This window comes from Polaromonas sp. P4_H1 (assembly GCF_056400945.1).
The window spans coordinates 52,417-71,407 of record NZ_JBFUKG010000008.1 but is presented as its reverse complement, the minus strand read 5'-3'; the positions used below and the strand labels follow the sequence as shown (position 1 = coordinate 71,407).

General features: G+C 63.7%; 17 protein-coding genes. 7 read left to right on the top strand and 10 right to left on the bottom strand.

The features are described from left to right. The first annotated feature begins 118 nt into the window (after positions 1 to 118). Both AC1DS5_RS12030 and AC1DS5_RS12025 read left to right on the top strand, forming a co-directional pair. Positions 119 to 775 carry a hypothetical protein gene (locus tag AC1DS5_RS12030; RefSeq protein WP_477718494.1) on the top strand — a complete coding sequence of 219 codons (657 nt, stop codon included), beginning with the start codon at positions 119 to 121 and terminating at the stop codon, positions 773 to 775. A gap of 77 nt (positions 776 to 852) precedes the next feature. Then, positions 853 to 1,500, top strand: coding sequence for a VTT domain-containing protein (locus AC1DS5_RS12025; RefSeq protein ID WP_477718493.1), 648 nt, complete (start codon positions 853 to 855; stop codon positions 1,498 to 1,500). Positions 1,501 to 1,521: 21 nt separating this feature from the next. On the opposite strand, the gene AC1DS5_RS12020 is transcribed toward AC1DS5_RS12025, so the two are convergent. The 5 genes from AC1DS5_RS12020 to AC1DS5_RS12000 form a co-directional block, all read right to left on the bottom strand. Beyond that, the gene (locus tag AC1DS5_RS12020) at positions 1,522 to 2,766 is read right to left on the bottom strand and encodes an ROK family transcriptional regulator (RefSeq protein ID WP_477718492.1); all 1,245 of its coding nucleotides are present in this window, start codon (positions 2,764 to 2,766) and stop codon (positions 1,522 to 1,524) included. Then, entirely contained in the window at positions 2,763 to 3,215 is a 453-nt protein-coding gene (locus tag AC1DS5_RS12015; protein ID WP_477718491.1) for an RbsD/FucU family protein, read from the bottom strand. Before AC1DS5_RS12015 ends, AC1DS5_RS12020 begins: the two co-directional genes overlap by 4 nt. Before the next feature lie 38 nt (positions 3,216 to 3,253). Then, positions 3,254 to 4,087, bottom strand: coding sequence for an ATP-binding cassette domain-containing protein (locus tag AC1DS5_RS12010; protein ID WP_477718490.1), 834 nt, complete (start codon positions 4,085 to 4,087; stop codon positions 3,254 to 3,256). After that, positions 4,087 to 5,043 (bottom strand): ABC transporter permease, encoded by a 957-nt coding sequence (locus AC1DS5_RS12005; RefSeq protein WP_477718489.1) that lies wholly within the window; start codon positions 5,041 to 5,043, stop codon positions 4,087 to 4,089. The genes AC1DS5_RS12010 and AC1DS5_RS12005 overlap by 1 nt, the downstream gene beginning before the upstream one ends. 86 nt (positions 5,044 to 5,129) lie before the next feature. After that, positions 5,130 to 6,131: a substrate-binding domain-containing protein gene (locus AC1DS5_RS12000; protein ID WP_477718488.1), complete on the bottom strand. Its 1,002-nt coding sequence runs from the start codon at positions 6,129 to 6,131 to the stop codon at positions 5,130 to 5,132. Positions 6,132 to 6,281: 150 nt separating this feature from the next. On the opposite strand from AC1DS5_RS12000, the gene AC1DS5_RS11995 reads away from it, so the two are divergent. Together AC1DS5_RS11995 and AC1DS5_RS11990 are read left to right on the top strand one after the other, a co-directional pair. Beyond that, positions 6,282 to 7,310 (top strand): PfkB family carbohydrate kinase, encoded by a 1,029-nt coding sequence (locus AC1DS5_RS11995; RefSeq protein WP_477718487.1) that lies wholly within the window; start codon positions 6,282 to 6,284, stop codon positions 7,308 to 7,310. Positions 7,311 to 7,847: 537 nt separating this feature from the next. Next, positions 7,848 to 9,332 (top strand): PhoX family protein, encoded by a 1,485-nt coding sequence (locus AC1DS5_RS11990; protein ID WP_477718486.1) that lies wholly within the window; start codon positions 7,848 to 7,850, stop codon positions 9,330 to 9,332. A gap of 237 nt (positions 9,333 to 9,569) precedes the next feature. On the opposite strand, the gene AC1DS5_RS11985 is transcribed toward AC1DS5_RS11990, so the two are convergent. From AC1DS5_RS11985 to tsaE, 3 genes are all read right to left on the bottom strand, one after another. Further along, positions 9,570 to 9,785: a glycine zipper 2TM domain-containing protein gene (locus AC1DS5_RS11985; RefSeq protein WP_477718485.1), complete on the bottom strand. Its 216-nt coding sequence runs from the start codon at positions 9,783 to 9,785 to the stop codon at positions 9,570 to 9,572. A gap of 196 nt (positions 9,786 to 9,981) precedes the next feature. After that, complete coding sequence (locus tag AC1DS5_RS11980; RefSeq protein WP_477718484.1) at positions 9,982 to 11,397, bottom strand: N-acetylmuramoyl-L-alanine amidase; 1,416 nt, start codon at positions 11,395 to 11,397, stop codon at positions 9,982 to 9,984. Further along, entirely contained in the window at positions 11,394 to 11,891 is a 498-nt protein-coding gene (tsaE, locus tag AC1DS5_RS11975) for a tRNA (adenosine(37)-N6)-threonylcarbamoyltransferase complex ATPase subunit type 1 TsaE (protein WP_477718483.1), read from the bottom strand. Before tsaE ends, AC1DS5_RS11980 begins: the two co-directional genes overlap by 4 nt. A gap of 27 nt (positions 11,892 to 11,918) precedes the next feature. Here tsaE and queG point away from each other — a divergent pair, with 27 nt between their 5' ends. Then, positions 11,919 to 12,968, top strand: coding sequence for a tRNA epoxyqueuosine(34) reductase QueG (gene queG / locus AC1DS5_RS11970; RefSeq protein ID WP_477718625.1), 1,050 nt, complete (start codon positions 11,919 to 11,921; stop codon positions 12,966 to 12,968). On the opposite strand, the gene AC1DS5_RS11965 is transcribed toward queG, so the two are convergent. After that, positions 12,963 to 14,027: a type VI secretion system contractile sheath domain-containing protein gene (locus tag AC1DS5_RS11965; protein WP_477718482.1), complete on the bottom strand. Its 1,065-nt coding sequence runs from the start codon at positions 14,025 to 14,027 to the stop codon at positions 12,963 to 12,965. The genes queG and AC1DS5_RS11965 overlap by 6 nt on opposite strands. Positions 14,028 to 14,056: 29 nt before the next feature. Next, a complete protein-coding gene (locus AC1DS5_RS11960; protein WP_477718481.1) occupies positions 14,057 to 14,962 on the bottom strand; it encodes an AEC family transporter in 906 nt (301 codons plus the stop codon). A 120-nt stretch (positions 14,963 to 15,082) separates the two neighbouring features. Between AC1DS5_RS11960 and AC1DS5_RS11955 the strand changes: the two genes are divergently transcribed. Both AC1DS5_RS11955 and AC1DS5_RS11950 read left to right on the top strand, forming a co-directional pair. Then, on the top strand, positions 15,083 to 16,063 hold the full coding sequence (locus AC1DS5_RS11955; RefSeq protein ID WP_477718480.1) for a tripartite tricarboxylate transporter substrate binding protein BugE: 981 nt from the start codon (positions 15,083 to 15,085) through the stop codon (positions 16,061 to 16,063). A gap of 151 nt (positions 16,064 to 16,214) precedes the next feature. Further along, positions 16,215 to 18,971, top strand: coding sequence for a helix-turn-helix transcriptional regulator (locus AC1DS5_RS11950; RefSeq protein ID WP_477718479.1), 2,757 nt, complete (start codon positions 16,215 to 16,217; stop codon positions 18,969 to 18,971). Positions 18,972 to 18,991 lie beyond the last annotated feature (20 nt).

Below are 18,991 nucleotides of genomic sequence, written 5' to 3'. Positions count from 1 at the left end.
CAAGGGCTGGGCATCAAGGGCTTGTTTGCGCAAGTTGTAATATTCTGTTGCCTGCACCCTAACGCAGTTTGCAGTCCTGCCAAACCTGCCTGCTAACTCCAAGAATCCAAAGGAAGCCATGTTGTCAAAATTACTTGTTCCCACCGCCTTGATCCCCCTGCTCCTGCTTGCCGGCACGGCGGCCCTGGCGCAAAGCGCCCAGGCGCCCGTGTGCGTGCACGACGAAAGTGTTAAGGAGCGTTTTTTGCCCGTGGAGCTGCTCACCGGCAACCCGATGACAGAAACCCGCGAACTGGTTTTTGCGCCGGTCGACCGGGCGTATCCTTTTGTGGACGAGCTGCCGGACGGCTCGCTGGGCAAGGGTGAAGCCGCGCTCAAAGGGCCAATGTCATGGGAGGGCCAGGGCGGCACGGTATATGAAATCTACGAGCGCAAGGTGCCGCGTGCGCACGAGCGCTTTGCGCTGACGCCCGACCGCACGGCCATTGGCCGCGTGTACGACCAGCGTTTTGGCAACGCCGTCAACGAAGGCAAGTTTCCGGTCGGGGTGTGGGCGCAAGGCCAGACGCGCCGCTACAACACCAGCTATTTTTCGCCGCGAGGCGTGCGCAACGAGACCTCGACGGTCGAAATTGAAAAACTCTCATGCACGTATGAGGGCGTGCCTGGCGCCGTGCAGTACGGCTGGAAAACCAGCAGCGGCCTGAGCTATGGCTATATCTATGTACCCGGCAAGGGCCTGACGCATGTCATGACGCGAGCGGGCGGCCGCTGAAGCACGGGTTCCGGCACCAGCCGGCTGCGCCGACCCCCCCCCGTGGGGACGGTTTCATACCTGTCAAAATCCCCGGCATGGAACTAGTTACCTTTCTCATCGATTTCATCCTTCACGTCGACAAGCATCTGGAAGTCTTTGTCACCAGCTACGGTGCATGGGTCTACGCCCTGTTATTCCTGATTATTTTTGTGGAAACCGGCGTAGTGGTCATGCCGTTTTTGCCCGGCGACTCGCTGCTGTTTGTGGTGGGCGCGATGTGCGGCGTGGGCCTGATGAGCTATCCGCTGACGCTGGGGCTGCTGTTTGCGGCAGCGGTGTTGGGCAACCAGTCCAACTACACCATCGGCCATTACTTCGGGCCCAAGGTGTTCCAGTGGGAAGATTCAAAATTCTTCAACAAAAAAGCCTTCAACCAGGCGCACGCCTTCTACGAGCGCTATGGCGGCATCACCATCATTGCAGCGCGCTTCATGCCTTTTCTGCGGACTTTTGCCCCTTTCGTGGCCGGTGTGTCGCAGATGACGCGCAGCAAATTCACGCTGTACGACATCACGGGAGGGGCGCTCTGGGTGGGGGGCATTGTCACAGCGGGTTATTTTTTCGGTAATGTGCCGTTTGTGAAGACGCACCTGGACAAGATCATCTGGGCCATGATTCTGATTCCGGGCTTGTTTGTGTTGTATGGCGCGTGGAAGGCCCGCCGCCAGGCGTCGCAGGCCTGAGGCACCCCGGCTCGGCCCGGCTCAGCCGCCGACCTTGAGAAACAGGTCCGGATCGGGTGCAAAGTTGGCGTGCAATGGCAGCAGGGCGCCGCCCAGCGCGCGGGCGTCCGGGCCCATGTCGCCGGCGATCACCGTGGCTGGCCACAGGCCTTCCCAGTTGTAGCGGCCCAAGGCTTCACGGGTGCGCTCGATCAGCTGCAGCAACAGGGGCCGGCAGAACGAGCCGTCCATCACCACGGCATCAATGTCCAGGAAGGCCGTGGCGCTGACCACGCAGTGGGCCAGCGCATTCGCGGCACTGGCCACCCAGGCGCTGGTCTCCTGGTCAAACGGGGGCAGCAGGGCCCGCTCGTCGTAGGCCGCGGCCGGGTCCAGCCCGTGTGCCACCAGGCGCTGCTCCAGCTCCCACAGCGAGGCCTGGCTGATCAGTTGGGGCGGCGCGTCGGGCCCCTGCGCCACCTGCAGGGGTAGCGAGGCCACGGCACCGGCGTTGCCATGGATACCGGCATGGGGGTGGGAGTTGATGACCAAGCCCCCGCCAACAAAGGTGTCCACAAACAGGTACAGAAAACTCTTCAGGTCGCGTCCGCGGCCGGCCACCAGTTCGGCCACGCAGGCGGCCGATGTGTCCTTGGCAAAGTTCACCGGCAGGTCGGCCATGGCCTGGACTTCAGTGCCCAGGTCGATGCGGTTCCAGGCGTCCGACTGGTCGTCCGACAGCCCCAGCATCCGGTGCCAGCCGCCGAACTGGAACGGTGCGGCGACGCCGACCCCGACCAGGCGCGGGGTCAGCGGACCGAGCTGCTCGCGCAGGGTGCGCAGGTGCTGGCCTATGGTGGGAATCAGCGTACCGGCCTCGGGAAAAGGGTAGGTCACCGACAGCCGCTGCCGGACTTTGCCGGTGAAGTCCACCAGCAGGGAGTCGGTGCTGCGCCGGCCTATCTTGATACCGACAGAAAAGGCGCCGTCCGGATTCAGCGCCAGGGGCACCGACGGCTGGCCGATCCGTCCACGCACGCGGTCCTGACGGATCAACAGGCCGTCTTCCTCGAGCCGGGCCGTGATCAGCCCTATGGTCTGGGCGGTCAGGCCGGTCAGGCGGGCCAGGTCGGCTTTGGGCAGGCTCCCGTGCAGGCGCAGGGCCTGCAGCACCACGCGCTCGTTGAACTGGCGCATGCCCACCTGATTGGAGCCGCGCGGACGCAGCAAGCGCGGCGGCGCAGGGGAAATGGCTCCGGGGGCGGGTGAAGCGCTGGCTCGTGTCATGGCCGCAGATTCTCGCCGATCACGCCCTTGCGCAGGATGAAGTTGCCAAAGGGCTGCAGCTCACCTGTCACCACGATGGCATAGGCCCGGCGCACCCGGTCATAGAAGGCATGGCGTTCGATGGCTTCGGCCTGCTGATGCGCCAGCAGGTTCGGCGCCAGCTGCGCCAGCACCTCGCGCTGCAATCCCGAGCAGTAAGGTGCCTCGGTACCACTGACCTGCATGTAGGCCACCGGGTGGTCCACATCTTCGGCCAGGGGCAGCAGGGAGATCACGGCCTGCGCCGTCCGCGCCATGCCGTGGCCGGGCAGGCGTAGCACGGGCTTGCCTTCTCCCAGGCTCATCGCGGTGAAGTTGGCGTCGGCCAGCACGAGCGCATCGTCGTGGCCCATTTCGGCCAGCAGCTTGAGCAACTCGGGGGTGAGGAGGGGGTCGATGCCTTTAAGCATGGGGCAATCTCATGGTCACGTTGAGTGCGAACAGGCGTTCAGGCCAGCGCGGCCTGCGGTAGTTCTTCGGCCGTCTTGGCGCCGGTCATCACGGCGACGGTATCGCTCATGCTGATGGTTTTGGGGTTGACGACGGCCGCACGCCGGCCCAGGCGCTGGATATGGATGCGGTCCGCCACCTCGAATACATGCGGCATGTTGTGGCTGATCAGGATCACGGGCAGGCCCTTGTCGCGCACGCGGCGAATCAGCTGCAGCACCATGTTGCCTTCCTTCACGCCCAGCGCGGCCGTGGGCTCGTCCATGATCACCACATGCTGCGCGAAGGCAGCGGCGCGCGCCACGGCCACGCACTGGCGCTGGCCGCCGGAGAGTGTCTCGACCGCTTGCGTCATCGAGCGAATTCCGACCTTGAGCTCCTGCATGCGGGCAATGGCCTGCTCCAGCATCTGCTTCTTGTCGAGCAGGTGCAGCAGCTTGCCAAGGCCTTTGGTCTTGATGAGCTCGCGGCCGAGGAACAGGTTTTCGGCAATGCTCATGGCCGGGGCAACGGCCAGGTCCTGGTAGACGGTCTCTATGCCGGCCCGGCGTGCATCGATGGGGGACTTGAAGCGCACCGGTTTGCCGTCCAGCAGCAACTCGCCTTCATCGGGCACGGTCGCCCCCGACAAGGCCTTGATCAGGGAGGACTTGCCGGCGCCGTTGTCGCCGATCACCGCCAGGATTTCACCGGCGCGCAGCTCAAAGTCGGTGCCGTCCAGTGCAGTCACCTGGCCGTAGCGCTTGACCAGTCCCTTGGCCTGCATCACCAGGGGCGCGGAGGCGTCGGGTGAATGGCTGGTGAATTGGTTGGGTGATGTGGTGGTATTCATCAGCGGGGCCCCTTGCGCGACATTTGGTCAGCAGCAACTGCAAGGATCACCAGGATGCCGGTGATCAGCGTTTGATAAACGGAGGCGACGCCCATCAGCGTCAGGCCATTGCGGAACACGCCCACAATCACCGCACCCACCAGCGAGCCCAGGATGATGCCGCGCCCGCCAAACAGGCTGGTGCCGCCCAGCACCACGGCGGTGATGGCATCCAGGTTTTCGGTCTGCCCGGCGTTGGGGTCGCCCACGCCGGTGCGCGCGACCGACAACAGGGCGGCGATGCCGTAAAAAAACCCCGCCAGCGCATACACGGTCACCAGCACGCGGTCGACCCGGATGCCGGTCAGGCGCGCGGCTTCAGCGTTGTTGCCCACGGCGTACAGGTGGCGGCCCGGTGCGGTGTCCCGCAGCACGAACCATGCGAGGGCGTACAGGGCAATCATCGTGACCGTCCCGAGACTGACTTCGGTGCTGCCCAGGCTGAAGGTGTTGCCCAGGGCGGTCATTTCATCCGGGAGATTGGAAATGATTTGCGCGTTGGAGTAAATCTGGGTGATGGCAAACGCGATGTTCAGGGTGCCCAGCGTCACGATGAAAGGGGGCAGCTTGACGCGGGTGACCAGCAGGCCGTTGATGAGTCCAAAGCCGGTGGTGACCGCCAGCCCGCAGACAATGGCCAGATAGGGGTTGATGCCGTAGTTCACCGCGAACTTGGTCATGATCATGCTGCCCAGTGCCATGACCATGCCGCAGGACAAGTCGATGCCGGCAGTCAGGATGATCAGGGTCTGGCCGATGGCCAGGATGCCCACAACCATCACCTGCTGCAGCACCAGGGACAGGTTTTCACCGGTCAGGAAGCGGTCTGACTGGGTGGTAAAAAAGATGCAGGTGGCCAGCAGGGCCAGCCAGGGGCCGAGAGCCCCCCACGGGATGTGGCGTGAAGTTGAATTCATCGGTGAGCCCCTCGAAGTGATGGAAGGAACGGGGGTGCGCTCAGGCGGTCCCGCCAACCCAAGATCTGCTTCGGGCAATTGCCGGGTCATTTGGCGCCCCAGCAAAGGTCCATGCCCGTCTTGATGTCCTTGCTGTCCACGCCGCTGACCGGCCTGGCCGCGATCAGGGTGACGCCGGTGTCGGTGTAGCCCGAGGACTTCTGGCCGCCCTTGGCGTATTTCACGCCCGCCTCCACGCCCAGTGCCGCCATCTTCAGCGGGTATTGCTGCGAGGTGGCGGTGATCATGCCGGCCGCCAGGTCCTTGATGCCCTGGCAGCCGCCGTCAACGGACAGGATCAGCACGCCTTTTTCCTTGCCGGCCTTCTTCAGTGCGTTGAACGCGCCAGCAGCGGCGGGCTCGTTGATGGTGTAGACCACGTTGATGTCGGGATTTTTCTGCAGGCAGTTTTCCATCGCGGTCTGGCTCTTGGCCCGGTCGCCAAAGCTGTCGGCCATGCACACCACGGCAGGGTCCCGCGACAGTTCGTTGGACTTGGCGTCTGCCGCGGGCAGGCCAAAACCCTTCATGAAGCCGTTGTGCCGCTGCGCGCCCACCGGATGGCCGGGCAGCAGGTCGAGCGTGACAATCCGGGCGGGTTTTCCGGCCAGTGCCGCCCTGGCGTACTGACCCACCAGGACGCCGGCCTGGTAGTTGTCGGTGGCAAACAGCGCGTCGGCGCCGGCAAAGGGGCTGTCCAGCGCGATCACCTGCACGCCCTTGGCCTGCAGTTTCTTGACGGTGGGGGCGATGGCATCGCCACTGGCGGTGATCAAAATGGTCTTGGCACCGGCAGCTGCCATGTTTTCAAGGGCGGTGATCTGGCCTGCGGTGTCGCCGTCGGATTTTCCGGCCGCGGTCAGCAGCTTGGCACCGAGTTTTTTGGCCTCGGCCTCGGCCCCTTCTTTCATTTTGACAAAGAAGGGATTGGTTTCGGTTTTGGTGATCAGTCCGATCACCGGCTCGCCCGCAGCGAATGCGGAGGCTGCGACCAGCGCGAGGCTGGACAGCGCGAGACGGGTGGCGGTACGGGCGATGGCTGGTTTCATGCGAGTTGTCTCCGGCTTGATTTGATGTCTATGGTCGGGGTCAGGGCTTGCGACCGGGGGAAAGTACCCATTACCAATGGGCTTGAGGGAACTATAGTGGCGCTGTAGTTACTAAATCAAGTTGTTTTAGTTATGGAAAACCCTCTAATTATGGAAAACCCTGATAAAACTCCGCAGGTGGCCACGGCCGGCGAAGCGCTCATCGATTTGATCCTGCAGCCCGACGGGCGCTACGAGCCCTGCATTGGCGGCGCGGTCTTCAACCTGACGCGGGCGCTGGCCAGACAGGACATTGGCACGCTTTACCTCAACCCCCTGTCGGGAGACCGCTTCGGCCGCCAACTGGCGGCGGCCCTCGTCAGCGACGGCGTGCAGCTGGCCCATCCGCAGCCGGTGATGCAAAGCACCTCGCTGGCGCTGGTGGGGGTGGACGACAAGGGTCACCCCGACTATGCCTTTTACCGTGAGGGTGTGGCGGACCGTGCGATCTCGGCGGAACGGCTGATCCAGTCGTGCCGGCAAGCGCCGGCGCTGCAGATGGTCTGCACCGGGGCGCTGGCGCTGGCGCCGGAGGATGCCCAGCACTACCTGCCTTGGCTGCRCACGCAGCGTGAAGCGGGCACGCTGGTGGTGGTGGATGCCAACCTGCGCCCCTCGGTGATGCCGGACCTGGAGGCGTACCGGCGCCATGTCCAGGCCGTGATGCAGCAGGCCGACGTGCTCAAGGTCAGCGACGAAGACCTTGAGCACCTCGCAACGCCAGGAGGAGATGCGCTGGCGCGCGCCCAGCACCTGCTGGACGCGACGTCGGCCCGCCTGCTGGTGCTGACGCTCGGTGCGCAGGGCGCCTGCCTGCTCACGCGCGACGGCCAGCAGTGGCGGGCGCGCGAATCCCGACCGCTGGAGGTGGTCGATACCGTGGGTGCCGGCGACTGCTTTCTAGCCGGCATGCTGGCCGCATTGCTAACGCCAGATGAGATGGGGCGAGGCTTGGCTGCGGCTGCCGCTGTGCGGGCGCCGCTGGACGACGCGGCGGGCCGCAGGCTGCTCGCGCATGCCCTTGCCAGCGCCAGCCTTTGCGTCATGCGCCGCGGCTGTGTACCGCCGACACGGGTACAAGTGCAGGCCAGGGTCAAGCAGGCGCCCTGCGCGTTTGGCTTACCCGGCGCCTGGTCCTGATGTGCCGCGCCGCGAATTCACGCTGTACGACATCGCGGGAGGGGCGCTCTGCGTGGGCGCCATTGTCACGGCGGGTTATTTTTTCGGTAATGTGCCGTTTGTGAAGACGCACCTGGCAAGATCATCTGGGCCATGATTTTGATTCCGGGCTTGTTTGTGTTGTATGGCGCGTGGAAAGCCAGACGCAACGCCAGTGCGGCAAGCTGAAGTTTCCGGCAATCCTGTGTGAATCCGGCCTTGCCTGCGGGTGAGAAATAACCCGGGCGCGTCAACCCGGGCAATGTCCCTATGACGGGATTTTCATCAATGGGGTGGTTCGCGGGCAGCGCTACGGTCAGATGCCGCGATCCCGTCGTCCGTCGGTGGTCCGTTTAGCGATTGTGACTGTCAATTGCGCCAGGGTGCTTCCGTTGATCTTGCGTTGATCTTTCATTGACAAGAGGTGCCAGCGAGGTGCCAATGCTGTCACAGCAACTTCATCTGCCTGTGTTTTTATCGAATCGGGAATTGTCCCAAAAACACCCCGGAGAGAAACGTATGGAAGACACCATCAATGCGTCGCGTCGCAGTCTTTTGAAGGGCGGCACGGCCGCTGTCGCTATCCCGTTCGTCGCAACGCTGCAGGCCTTTGCAGCACAACGCGCCGACGCCGCGCAGCCAGCGCCATCATCGATCGTCGGCCCTTATGGTCCGATTCGTCCAAGCAGGGACCTGAGTACCGGGTTGGAACTGCTCCAGCTTCCCGCCGGATTCAGCTATCGCAGCCTGTCATGGACGGGTGATCTGATGGCCAACGGGCAGCCGACGCCACGCGGCCATGACGGTATGGCTGTCGTCGCAGAACGTAACGGGCCAAAGGGCCCCGAAATCGTGCTGATCCGTAATCACGAGCTGGGTGAGGGCGCAGAAGTCATCGGTGCGGGCGCGCAGTATGACCGCAGCCAGGTTCAAGGCGGAACCACCAACATCACTTTCCGGCACGGCACCTCGGAACCGGCCCTCACCGTGCCGAGCCTTGGCGGTACGCTGGTCAACTGTGCCGGTGGCGTCACGCCATGGGGCACCTGGCTGACCTGCGAGGAAACCATCGCGGACCGTACTTCAGTGGGCGGAAGAAAGCACGGCTATGTTTTCGAAGTCACAGCCGACCCGTCACAGACAACAGGCCAGCCGATTGTTGAAATGGGCCGTTTCAGCCATGAAGCGGTCGCAGTCGATCCCGCCACCAGCATTGTTTACCTGACGCAGGATGACCGCAACAAGTCGGGCCTGTATCGTTTTATCCCGCGCAATACCAGCATGCAGCCGGGGGCTCTGGCGCAGGGCGGCACTTTGCAGGCGGCGCGCGTCAAAGGCCAACCAAAAACGAGCCTGATTGTTGCAACGCTGGGTGACACGTACGAGCTGGAATGGGTCAACATCCAGTATCCGGACGCCGACCCGCAGGTGTACCTTGTGCCGGATGCGTCCGGCCTCGCTGCCGGCCCCTTTGTGCAGGCCTGGGACCAGGGCGCGCTGCGTATGAGCCGCGGCGAAGGTGCGTGGTACTTCAACCGCAAGATGTATTTCGTCGATACCTCGACGGGCAGGGATGCCGGCGGCCGGCCAGGACGCGGTGAGGGTGCAGTGTGGGAGCTCGATCTGGCGACGATGCGTTTGAAGGCGGTTTTCGTGTCCGGCAGTGCTATTGCGGGCAACAACCCCGACAACATCACCGTCAGCCCTCGCGGCGGCGTGCTGTTGTGCGAAGACGGTGGTGGCGTGGCGGACGAGTTCGGATTCGGCGATCGTCTGATGGGCCTGATGTCAAACGGCGCAAGCTACATTTTTGCGAAAAACAATGTCATCCTGACGCCGCAGGACATCACCAGCTCCGGCAAGAAAGTTGTGCCGGAAGACTACCGCGATCGCGAATTCGCAGGCGCCTGTTTCGATGCCAAGGGACAGACGCTGTTCGTCAACATCCAGACACCGGGTATTACCTTTGCGATCTGGGGACCATGGGCGCGCGGCACGCTGTAAAGCTGGTCGATTGGCAAACAAGAAGAAGGCGACTCGCTGAAATTCAGGAGCCGCCTTTGTGTCTTTGTGTCTTTGGGTCTTGTCTTTGTGTCTTTTGTGTATATGGCAGCGAGAGGATCCTCAACCCGCTGATCCATCCGCTCTGAACTGGCCCGCCCATCTGCCCCGTTCATCAGGTGCTTGCAGGCGGGCCGGCTTACCCCGCAACAGCGCGTCAACAGGGCAACGGCTTGTTATTTAGCGGTTTTTGCCGATCTCGTTACCGATCAACGCACCTGCGGCAGCGCCGCCCACTGTTCCGATCGTGCTTCCGCCGGTCACGGCACTGCCGGCTACGCCGCCAATGACTGCACCCGTGGCGGTACCGATTTGGGCATTGGTGGGATTGGTTCCGCAACCGGTCAGGGCAATCAGGCAAGCCGCTACCGCCGACATCAAGAGTTTCGCATTCATAGAGATACCTTTGTTAAGAGTTTCAGGCTCTTTCACGACCGACATCCATGTCTCTTCACGTTGCTTTGCTTTGCCTTGGCGTTTGCCTGTACCTTCAATGTAGGGCGGCGAAGGGTCTGGAGCTGTAGGAGAGGGGCGTCGCTGGCTGTCGGTTGGGACTGCACAAACCCCCGGCCAGGTCGTCTGTGGGGACGGATTACAGCGCGCGACTCCGCGCCAGTGGCGGGTTCCTGGCAAAGTAGCGGCTGATGCCGCGCATCAGCGCATCCGCGAGCTGGATCTGGTAGTCATCGCTGCGCAGCCGGGCTTCTTCCTCCGGATTGCTGATGAAGGCGGTTTCTACCAGCACGCTGGGAATGTCGGGCGCCTTGAGCACCGCGAAACCGGCTTGCTCGACCCGCGGCTTGTGCAGCCTGCCGACATGGCCGATCTCGCCCAGCATGGCGCTGCCCAGCTTGAGGCTGTCATTGATCTGCGCGGTGGTGCTCATGTCCAGCAGGGCCTTCTGGACCTGCACGTCCCGGGCCTTCACATTGACGCCGCCCACGAGGTCGGCGGAATTTTCCTTCTCGGCCAGCCAGCGCGCGGCGCTGCTGGAGGCGCCCTTGTCACTCAAGGCAAACACGCTGGCGCCTTGCGGGCGGGCGGTAAAGAAGGCGTCCGCATGGATGCTGATGAAAAGATCGGCCTGCACGCGGCGCGCTTTTTGCACGCGGATGTGCAGCGGCACAAAAAAATCGGCATCGCGCGTGAGGTAGGCGCGCATGTTCGGTTGCTGGTTGATGCGGTCGCGCAGGCGATGCGCGATTTGCAGCACCACATCTTTCTCGCGCGTGCCGCCGGGCCCGACCGCGCCGGGGTCCTCGCCGCCATGTCCCGGGTCCAGCGCCACGATGACGAGCCGGTCTGTCTTGCCTTCGGTCCGCCCCTTGCCAGCGGCCGCCATGTCGCCAGGCGGCCGGGCGGCGGGCAAGGGCAAGCGGTCGTCTGCAGAGCCAGCCAGCGGTGGGCTGCCCGATGGCTTGTCGCCACCGGCCACTGCGCCCGATGGGGCTCGTCCGGTCTGACGGGCGATCAACTCGCCCAGCGGGTCGGGGGCTGCGCTCGTGGATGAGCCGGCGCCGGCCTGTTTGTCGGCCAGTCGCTCGGCGATCAGGGCCTCCAGTGGGTCGATGGCCTGCGCCGGGTACAGGTCCAGCACCAGCCGGTGCTGGTAAGCCGCCACGGGCGGCAGCGTGAAGACCTGCGGCAGCATGGCCTGCTTCAGGTCAATCACCAGCCGCACCACGCCTGGTGCGTTTTGTCCGACACGAATTCCTGAAATATTGGGGTCGTCCGATTTCACCTTGGCCACCAGCTCGCGCAGGGCCGGAATCAGGTCTATGCCTTCAATGTCAACGGCCAGGCGCGGCGGCTCGGCCACAAAGAACTGCCGGGCCTTGATTTCACCGTCGGACTCGATGGTGACCCGGGTGTAGTCTTTGGCCGGCCAGACGCGCACGGCGACGATGGTGGCGCCGCGGGCGATGTGCTGCGCGCCCAGCAACAAAACCACGCCGCCCAGCTGCAAGGCGCTGCGCCGGTTGAAGTGGCGACCGCTTTTATTCATCATGCCAGCAGTTTTGCGCCGATGGCGCTGTGAGCTGTCGCTGTGACTGAACGGGACGTGTCACTCAGCACCTCCATCTTGAGCAGCAGGTCGGGCGGCGGCAAATGGACGCCCGCTTTCTCGGGCCACTCGACCAGCTTGAGCCCGGGGCTGGCAAAGATGTCGCGGAAACCGGCTTCTTCCCATTCCCGCGGATCATTGAAGCGGTAAAAGTCAAAGTGCCAGATCGACAGGCCCGAGGGATTCATGCCGGAAGAGGGCAAGGTGTAGGGCTCCACCACGGCATAGGTGGGGCTTTTGATGCGGCCCTTGACACCGAGGGCCCCCAGCAGGTGGCGCACAAACGTGGTTTTGCCTGCCCCGAGGTCGCCTTGCAGCTCAATCAGCGCCTGCCCGATCGCCGGTTGCCGCGCCAATGCCTGCGCAAAGACAAGGGTTGCGGCCTCGTCCTGCCAGACAATGTTTTTTACAATCAGCGGGTGGACCTGAACAGTCATCAATTCAATCATCAATTTGTAAATCAAATTCAGACTTGGGCGCGCGAGCTTGGATTTTCGCAAATTGGCGTGGCCGGTGTCGATTTGTCATCAGCGGAACCTGGATTATCAGCCTGGCTGGCCGCAGGCTTTCATGGTGACATGCATTACATGCAAGCGCACGGGCTGAAACGGGCGCGGCCGGCTGAACTGATTCCCGGTACCGTGAGCGTCATCACGGCACGCATGGATTATTTACCGGCCGCCACGTCGGCGGTGCCGGGTGAATGGCAGGCCATCGAGTTCAGCCGGCTCGGGCGGCCCACCGAAGGTATCGTCTCGGTGTATGCCCGGGGCCGCGACTACCACAAGATCATGCGTGCCCGCCTGCAAAAACTCGGCGAGCGGATTGCCGCGCACGTCGAAAAACTCGGCCACCGCGCCTTCACTGACTCGGCGCCGGTACTGGAGGCTGAGCTGGCTGCCCGCAGCGGCCAGGGCTGGCGCGGCAAGCACACACTGCTGCTCAACCGCGAGGCGGGCTCGATGTTTTTTCTTGGCGAAATCTATGTGGACCTGGCACTGCCGCCCAGCGCACCGGTCGCACCGCATTGCGGCACCTGCAGCGCCTGCATCGACATCTGCCCCACGCGGGCCATCATTGCGCCGTACAAGCTCGACGCCCGGCGCTGCATTTCCTACCTGACCATAGAACACGCCGGATCCATTCCGCTGGAACTGCGCCCCTTGATGGGTAACCGCATCTACGGCTGCGACGATTGCCAGCTGATTTGCCCCTGGAACAAGTTCGCGCAACGCAGCGCCCTGCCTGATTTTGACGAGCGCCAGGGTTTGACGGGGCAGCAGCTTGTGACCCTGTTTTCCTGGACCGAGGAAGAATTCTTGCGCTTTACCGAAGGCAGCGTCATCCGGCGGATCGGGCACGAGCGCTGGCTGCGCAATGTGGCGGTGGCCATGGGCAATGCGCTGCATGCGAATGCGGGCGCCACAGCCATTCGGAGCGGTCTCCAAAGCCGTGTAGACCATCCCAGCGCGTTGGTGCGTGAACATGTGGCCTGGGCGCTCGCCCCGCTATGACGCCAGCGTGATGTGCAACTGGATGGGCTCTGCAAGAGGTGTTAGCCCGTAGCGGGGACGTATGAACAAGGTGGCTTGATACGAGCCGGGATGGCCCGGCATGTCGGTCAGCACAATGCGCGCCTCTTGCAAGGGTATGCTGGCCCAGACCTGCTGTGGCGCGTCGTCGTCCAGCAGCACGTATTGCGAAAGCCAGGTTTGCAAAAACGCTTCGACGTTGCTGCGGGTCAGAAAGCTGCCGATTTTGTGCCGCAGGATGGCCTGAACATGCCGGGCAAAACATGTTGCAGCCAGCAGGTGCGGCAGCGAGGCTCCCGGCGGCAGCTGCGTGGGTTGTGTCTCCAGAAGGTTGAGCTGGGAGGTTTCCTGGAGTGCCACAGGCCAGCCATGCACCGAAAAGGCATTGGCAACAAGCGCGGTCAGCCAGCAAGCTGCGTGGCCGTCCGCCGGTCTTGGCCTCACCAGGGCAATGAAGCGCGTTTCTTCGCAGCCCAGCCGAACGGGTTCTTTGGCCAGCGCGGACGGTGACTGCGCAATCAGCGGTGTGTGGGTTTGTGCCGCCAGCCGGGCCAGGCGCGACAGCAGCACAAGGTCGTCCGCACCGTTGCCGAATTCATGCAGGCTGACCAACAGGCTGGCGGGTTGGCCCCCGTACGTGCCCGACTGGGTTTGGTGAATCCGCTTGAATAAAAGGCTGTCACCGATGAATCCCGTGCGGCCCAGATCCTGCAAAAGTTCCGGTTTGCTGGTGTCCAGCAGCAGAAGCGACAACGCGGGGCTGGTCTTTACGTTGAGCACCAGATTGGCCAGCGCCTTCCATGTGATGCCCGAACGCGCAAGCCGTGGTGCCTTGTCGCGCATGAACTCGCAAAAGCTGTCCCGGTCGATGCCTGCCATGGACCGTGATGCGTAGTCGACGGTTGCCGTCGTGTCCGAGTGGCCCTCTGACAGGTCGGCAAGGAGCACCACCACGAAAGGCAGCTCCAGTGGCCGTAGCGTACCGGCCGTTTCCATGTCCGGCGTGATTTTGACGCGCGGTGGTGGCAGGGGGGCATTCATGGACTGCATTGTCTGAAGGGGTGTTACGCCTAGCGCAGCACGCCCAGCGCAAACGGCAAACTCACGACGCCCAGCATGGTCGACAAGGTCACCAGGCCGGCCACATAACCGCCGTTGTAGCCCATGCGCGCCGCCAGCACGTAGGCGCTGGAGGCCGTCGGCAGCGCGGAAAACGCGAGCAGGACGGTGCTCTGCGCGGCCGACAGCCCCCAGGCTTTCGTCAGGCCCAGGGCTACCAGCGGCAGCAGCAGATGGCGTATCGACAGCACCGCGACCGCCAGTGTCTTGGCTTGCGACAGGTGGGCAAACTGCATGCCCGCGCCGGCCGCCAGCAGGCCCAGGGCCAGTGATGCGGCGCCAATGCGCGTGACCGTGGGCTCCAGCCAGATGGGCAGGGTGAAGCCCAGCAGGTTGGCCACGAGGGCGGTGGCAGTGGCCACGATCAGGGGATTGCGCACCAGCTCGCGCAGGAAGCCGCGCCGGGCGTGCCTCACCATGGGCCAGACCGCGGCCACGTTGAATAGCGGCACGCAAACGCCAATCAGCACGGCGATGAGCTGCTGGCCCTCACTACCGGCCAGCCGGTCTGCCAGGGCCAGGCCAATAAAGGAATTGAAGCGAAAGGCAACCTGGGCGCTGCCCGCGTGCTCGCGCGGGTCTATACGCCGGCCCAGCCAGGGGAGGTAAGGCAGGCTGTAGGCCATTGCAATGCCGGACAGCCCCAGCAGCAGGCCCGCGCCGATCAGGCTGGAGGCGGCTCCCAGATCCAGCGGGCTTTTGACGATCGACTGGAACAGCAACACCGGAAACAGAAAGTAATAGACCAGGCTCTCCACCTGCTCCCACACCTTGCGGTTGAGCGCGGTGTAGCGGCAGACCAGGTAACCACAAACAATCAGGGAAAAGTCGGGAAAAAGAAGTTGCGCGTAGTTCACCCGCCGAGAATAACCGCAAAGCCTGCGGTGTTCGGGTTTGCCCTTATGCGTAATCCACAGCAGGCAGGCACGTGGCTTGCGTATACCATTCCAGCTGTTTTGATTTTGAAGGACTTCACCATGCAACGTCGTTATCTGTTTGCCTTGTCTGCTGTTTATGCGCTTACCCTGGCCGTCACGGCAGGCCCCGCATGGTCGCAGGCGTATCCCAACAAGGTCATCAAGCTGCAGGTGCCGTTTGCACCGGGCGGCACCACCGACATCGTGGGGCGTGTGATTGCCGAGCCACTGGGCAAGGCGCTGGGCCAGACCGTCATCGTCGAGAACAAGGCGGGCGGCGGCGGCGTGATCGGCGCCACTGAAACAGCCCGCGCCGTGCCCGATGGCTATTCGCTCGGCGTGGCCACGGTGTCCACCACCGCAGCCAACCCGGCCATCAACCCCAAAGTCCCCTACAACCCGCTGACGGACTTCACGCCCATCATCAACATCGCCGCCACCCCCAACATCATTGCGGTGCACCCCAGCTTTCCCGCGAAGAACTACAAGGAATTTATAGCGGAACTCAAGAAGAACCCCGGAAAATACTCGTTTGCATCATCCGGTACGGGCGGCATTGGCCACCTGCAGATGGAGCTGTACAAAAGCCTGAGCGGCACGTTTGTGACGCACATTCCGTACCGCGGCGCGGGGCCGGCTTTGAACGATACGGTGGCGGGCCAGGTGCCCATCATTTTTGACAACATTCCTTCGGCCTTGCCATTCATCCAGCAAAAGCGCCTGATTCCGATCGTGGTGGCCGCACCGCAGCGCCTGGCCGTGTTGCCCGATGTGCCGACCTTCAAGGAGGTGGGGCTGGAGCCGGTGAACCGCATGGCCTACTACGGCATTGTGGGACCCAAGGGCCTGCCGAAAGAAGTGATTGACAAGGTCAGCGCCGGCGTGAAGAAGGCGCTGGAAGATCCGGCCGTTCGCAAGCGCATTGAAGACACCGGCTCGCTGGTCATTGCCAACACACCCGAGCAGTTTGCGGCGCAAATCAAGGCCGAGTACGAGGTGTATAAAAAAGTGGTCGATACGGCCAAGCTCAAGCTGGACTGAGCCGGCCCTTGAGCCATCAACCGCAAGCCGCCTCCGGGCGGCTTTTTCATTTTGGCATTTTGGCGCCCCCCAGCCCGCAGGAAATCCATTTCCAGCCTGTGCGCCCAGCCGCAGCGGCGGCTTCATAAACCGGGAAATCCGGGCCTGGTTGATGGGGCTGATCAAGCTGGCGGAATCGACGCTCGCGGCAATCGCAAAGAGAGGCGTACTATGGCGATCCGTGGTATTTACACCATTTACACCTCATGATCCCCGATCACCGCATTCTCCAGGGAATCGGTCGATTGAACTCGTTGAGCGCGATGCCGTATTGCAGGCGCTTGAAGACCGTATGCATTCCGTCGCGCGCGGCACCGGCCACACCGCCCTGATCGCCGGCGAGGCTGGCATAGGCAAGACCAGCCTGCTCAATGCGCTGGCCGAAAGACGCGGAGAAGCCAATTTGTGGTGGGGCGCCTGCGACGCGCTGCAGACCCCGCATCCGCTTGCCCCGCTGCAGGATATTGCGCGCTCCTCGGAGGTCAGGTTTCGCCCGCTGCTGGGTGGCGACGGCAGCCGCGCAGCGCTGTTCGAAGCCGTGCTCACGGAGCTCCAGCAGAGCCGTCGCCCGACATTGGTCGTGATCGAGGACGCGCATTGGGCGGACGACGCCACGCTGGATCTCCTCAAGTTCCTCGGCCGGCGGGTCGATCGTGCCGCCTGCCTGCTGGTCATCTCCTATCGAGACGACGAGTTGACCCCAGCGCACCCGCTGCGGCGCTTGCTGGGCGAGTTGCCGGGCAGCCTCGTGACCCGGGTGGATTTGCCCAGGCTTTCGCCAGCGGCGGTCGAACTCCTCGCCCGCTGCGCCTTGCGGTCGCCGGACGGCATCTACTCAGCGACGCACGGCAACCCGTTTTTCGTGACCGAGCTGCTCAGGCATGGCATCGACGGCGTGCCGCGCAGCGTGCAGGATCTGGTTCTGGCAAGGTTCGCGCGACTCAGTCCGGGCGCACAGGCTGTCGTCAAGCTCGCGTCCGTCGTTCCTGCGAAGATCGAGCAATGGCTGGTCGAGGCACTGCTCGGAACGAACGTCGCCCTGATCGAAGAGTGCTTGAATTCCGGATTGCTGACGACCGCTGCCTCGGCACTGTGCTTTCGTCATGAACTGGCGCGGGTTGCGATCGAAACATCGCTGTCCGAGCCCGTTGCACATGCACTGCATGCGGACGTCCTGGATGCGCTGGTGCGAGAGGACAAGCAGCTTGTCTCGCTGGCGCGCCTGGTACACCACGCCACGCAGTGCAGCGACAGCGCCGCCGTGCTGCGCTATGCGCCTGAAGCGGCACGTCAGGCGCAGCAGCGCGGGGCGCACCGAGAGGCGGCCGCCCACTACCGCACGGCGCTGCAGTACGCGAAAGGCGCAGGGGAAGCCGGCGAGGCCCAACGCGCCGCCTGGCTCGATGCTTACGCGCATGAATGCCAGCTGACCGACCAGTTGAACGAAGCCATAGCCGCGCGTTTGCGCCTGGGCGAGTTGCACCGACGCGCAGCCAACACCCTGGGCGAGGCGGAAAATCTGAGCCAGCTTGCCCTGGTCTATGTGCTGGCCTTGAGGAACACCGACGCCGACACCGCAAGCCGCAAGGCGATTGAGCTGCTCGAGCCGCTGCCGCCCGGTGTACAGCTGGCCGGCGCCTACCGCGTGGAAGCCCAATTGCGCATGCTCAATCGGGACTGCGAGGTTTCGGTTGCCTGGGGCCGTAAAGCTCTCCGTCTTGCCGAGCAGTTCGGGCATCGCGAAATTCTTGGCGCTGCCGTCGGCACGCTCGGGACTGCCACGATGTTCATCGATTACGACGCCGGCTGCGCGCACCTGCAACGCGCGCTGGACCTGGCGCTTGCCGACGGACTGCACTACATCGCGGCCAACACCTACAGCAATCTCGGCTCGGGATCCGGTGAAGTCTTCCGGCTGCGTGAGGCGCAGCGCTACCTCACCCAGGCCATCTCCTTTGCGCAACAGCACGAGATCGACTTCTACCGCAACTACTCGACGGCCTGGCTGGCGTTGTGCGAGATGTATCTGGGCCGCTGGGACGACGCGGCTGAACATGCGCAGGACATCGTCCAACAGACGACCCACCGCACCACCAGCCGCATCATGGCCCTCGTCGCGCTGGGGCGTTTGCGAGCGCGACGCGGTGACCCCGGTGTGGCTGAGACCCTTGATGAGGCATTGGAACTGGCCCTTGCCAGCGACACGCTCCAGCGCATCGCCCCGGTACGCGCGGCCCGCGCCGAAGCGGCCTGTCTGCGCGGCGACTTGCGCGCAGTGGCTGAGGAGGCGCAGCCAGCGTTGACTCTCGCCACCCACCATCGGCATCCATGGTTCACCGGCGAATTGGCCTATTGGATGAAACGAGCGGGCGCACTCGACGTCACGCCGGTGCCCTGTGCTGAGCCCTTTTCCCTTCAGATCGCTGGCCACTGGCGTGAGGCAGCGACTGCCTGGGCGGACTTGGGCTGTCCCTATGAGCAAGCGCGCGCCCTGAGCGAAGGTGACGCCGCTGCCCAACTCGAGGCGTTGACCCTGTTCGAGCAACTGGGTGCACGCCCGGCAGCGGACGGGTTGCGCCGGCAGTTGCGCGCTGCGGGGCTGCGGGGCCTTCCAAGAGGAATGCGACCCTCAACACAGACGAATCCGCACCAACTCACCGCACGCGAAATCGAGGTCCTGCGGCTGTTGTGCGAAGGGTTGAAGAACTCGGAAATCGCCGAGCGGCTGTGCCGCTCGGTACGGACCGTCGATCACCATCTGGCGGCTGTCTTCACAAAGCTCGGCGTTGCGTCGCGCACCGAAGCCGTGGCTGCGGCGCTGCGTGCGGGGATCGCGTCCCAATATGGGCAAGGCAAGACGGCAATCTAGGCAAGTCCGCCGTGGGCGCT

Coding starts and splice junctions, on each gene's coding strand:
- AC1DS5_RS12030 (WP_477718494.1), top strand. CDS start 119: ATGTTGTCAAAATTACTTGTTCCCACCGCCTTGATCCCCCTGCTCCTG.
- AC1DS5_RS12025 (WP_477718493.1), top strand. CDS start 853: ATGGAACTAGTTACCTTTCTCATCGATTTCATCCTTCACGTCGACAAG.
- AC1DS5_RS12020 (WP_477718492.1), bottom strand. CDS start 2,766: ATGACACGAGCCAGCGCTTCACCCGCCCCCGGAGCCATTTCCCCTGCG.
- AC1DS5_RS12015 (WP_477718491.1), bottom strand. CDS start 3,215: ATGCTTAAAGGCATCGACCCCCTCCTCACCCCCGAGTTGCTCAAGCTG.
- AC1DS5_RS12010 (WP_477718490.1), bottom strand. CDS start 4,087: ATGAATACCACCACATCACCCAACCAATTCACCAGCCATTCACCCGAC.
- AC1DS5_RS12005 (WP_477718489.1), bottom strand. CDS start 5,043: ATGAATTCAACTTCACGCCACATCCCGTGGGGGGCTCTCGGCCCCTGG.
- AC1DS5_RS12000 (WP_477718488.1), bottom strand. CDS start 6,131: ATGAAACCAGCCATCGCCCGTACCGCCACCCGTCTCGCGCTGTCCAGC.
- AC1DS5_RS11990 (WP_477718486.1), top strand. CDS start 7,848: ATGGAAGACACCATCAATGCGTCGCGTCGCAGTCTTTTGAAGGGCGGC.
- AC1DS5_RS11985 (WP_477718485.1), bottom strand. CDS start 9,785: ATGAATGCGAAACTCTTGATGTCGGCGGTAGCGGCTTGCCTGATTGCC.
- AC1DS5_RS11980 (WP_477718484.1), bottom strand. CDS start 11,397: ATGATGAATAAAAGCGGTCGCCACTTCAACCGGCGCAGCGCCTTGCAG.
- tsaE (WP_477718483.1), bottom strand. CDS start 11,891: ATGACTGTTCAGGTCCACCCGCTGATTGTAAAAAACATTGTCTGGCAG.
- AC1DS5_RS11965 (WP_477718482.1), bottom strand. CDS start 14,027: ATGAATGCCCCCCTGCCACCACCGCGCGTCAAAATCACGCCGGACATG.
- AC1DS5_RS11955 (WP_477718480.1), top strand. CDS start 15,083: ATGCAACGTCGTTATCTGTTTGCCTTGTCTGCTGTTTATGCGCTTACC.
- AC1DS5_RS11950 (WP_477718479.1), top strand. CDS start 16,215: ATGGGGCTGATCAAGCTGGCGGAATCGACGCTCGCGGCAATCGCAAAG.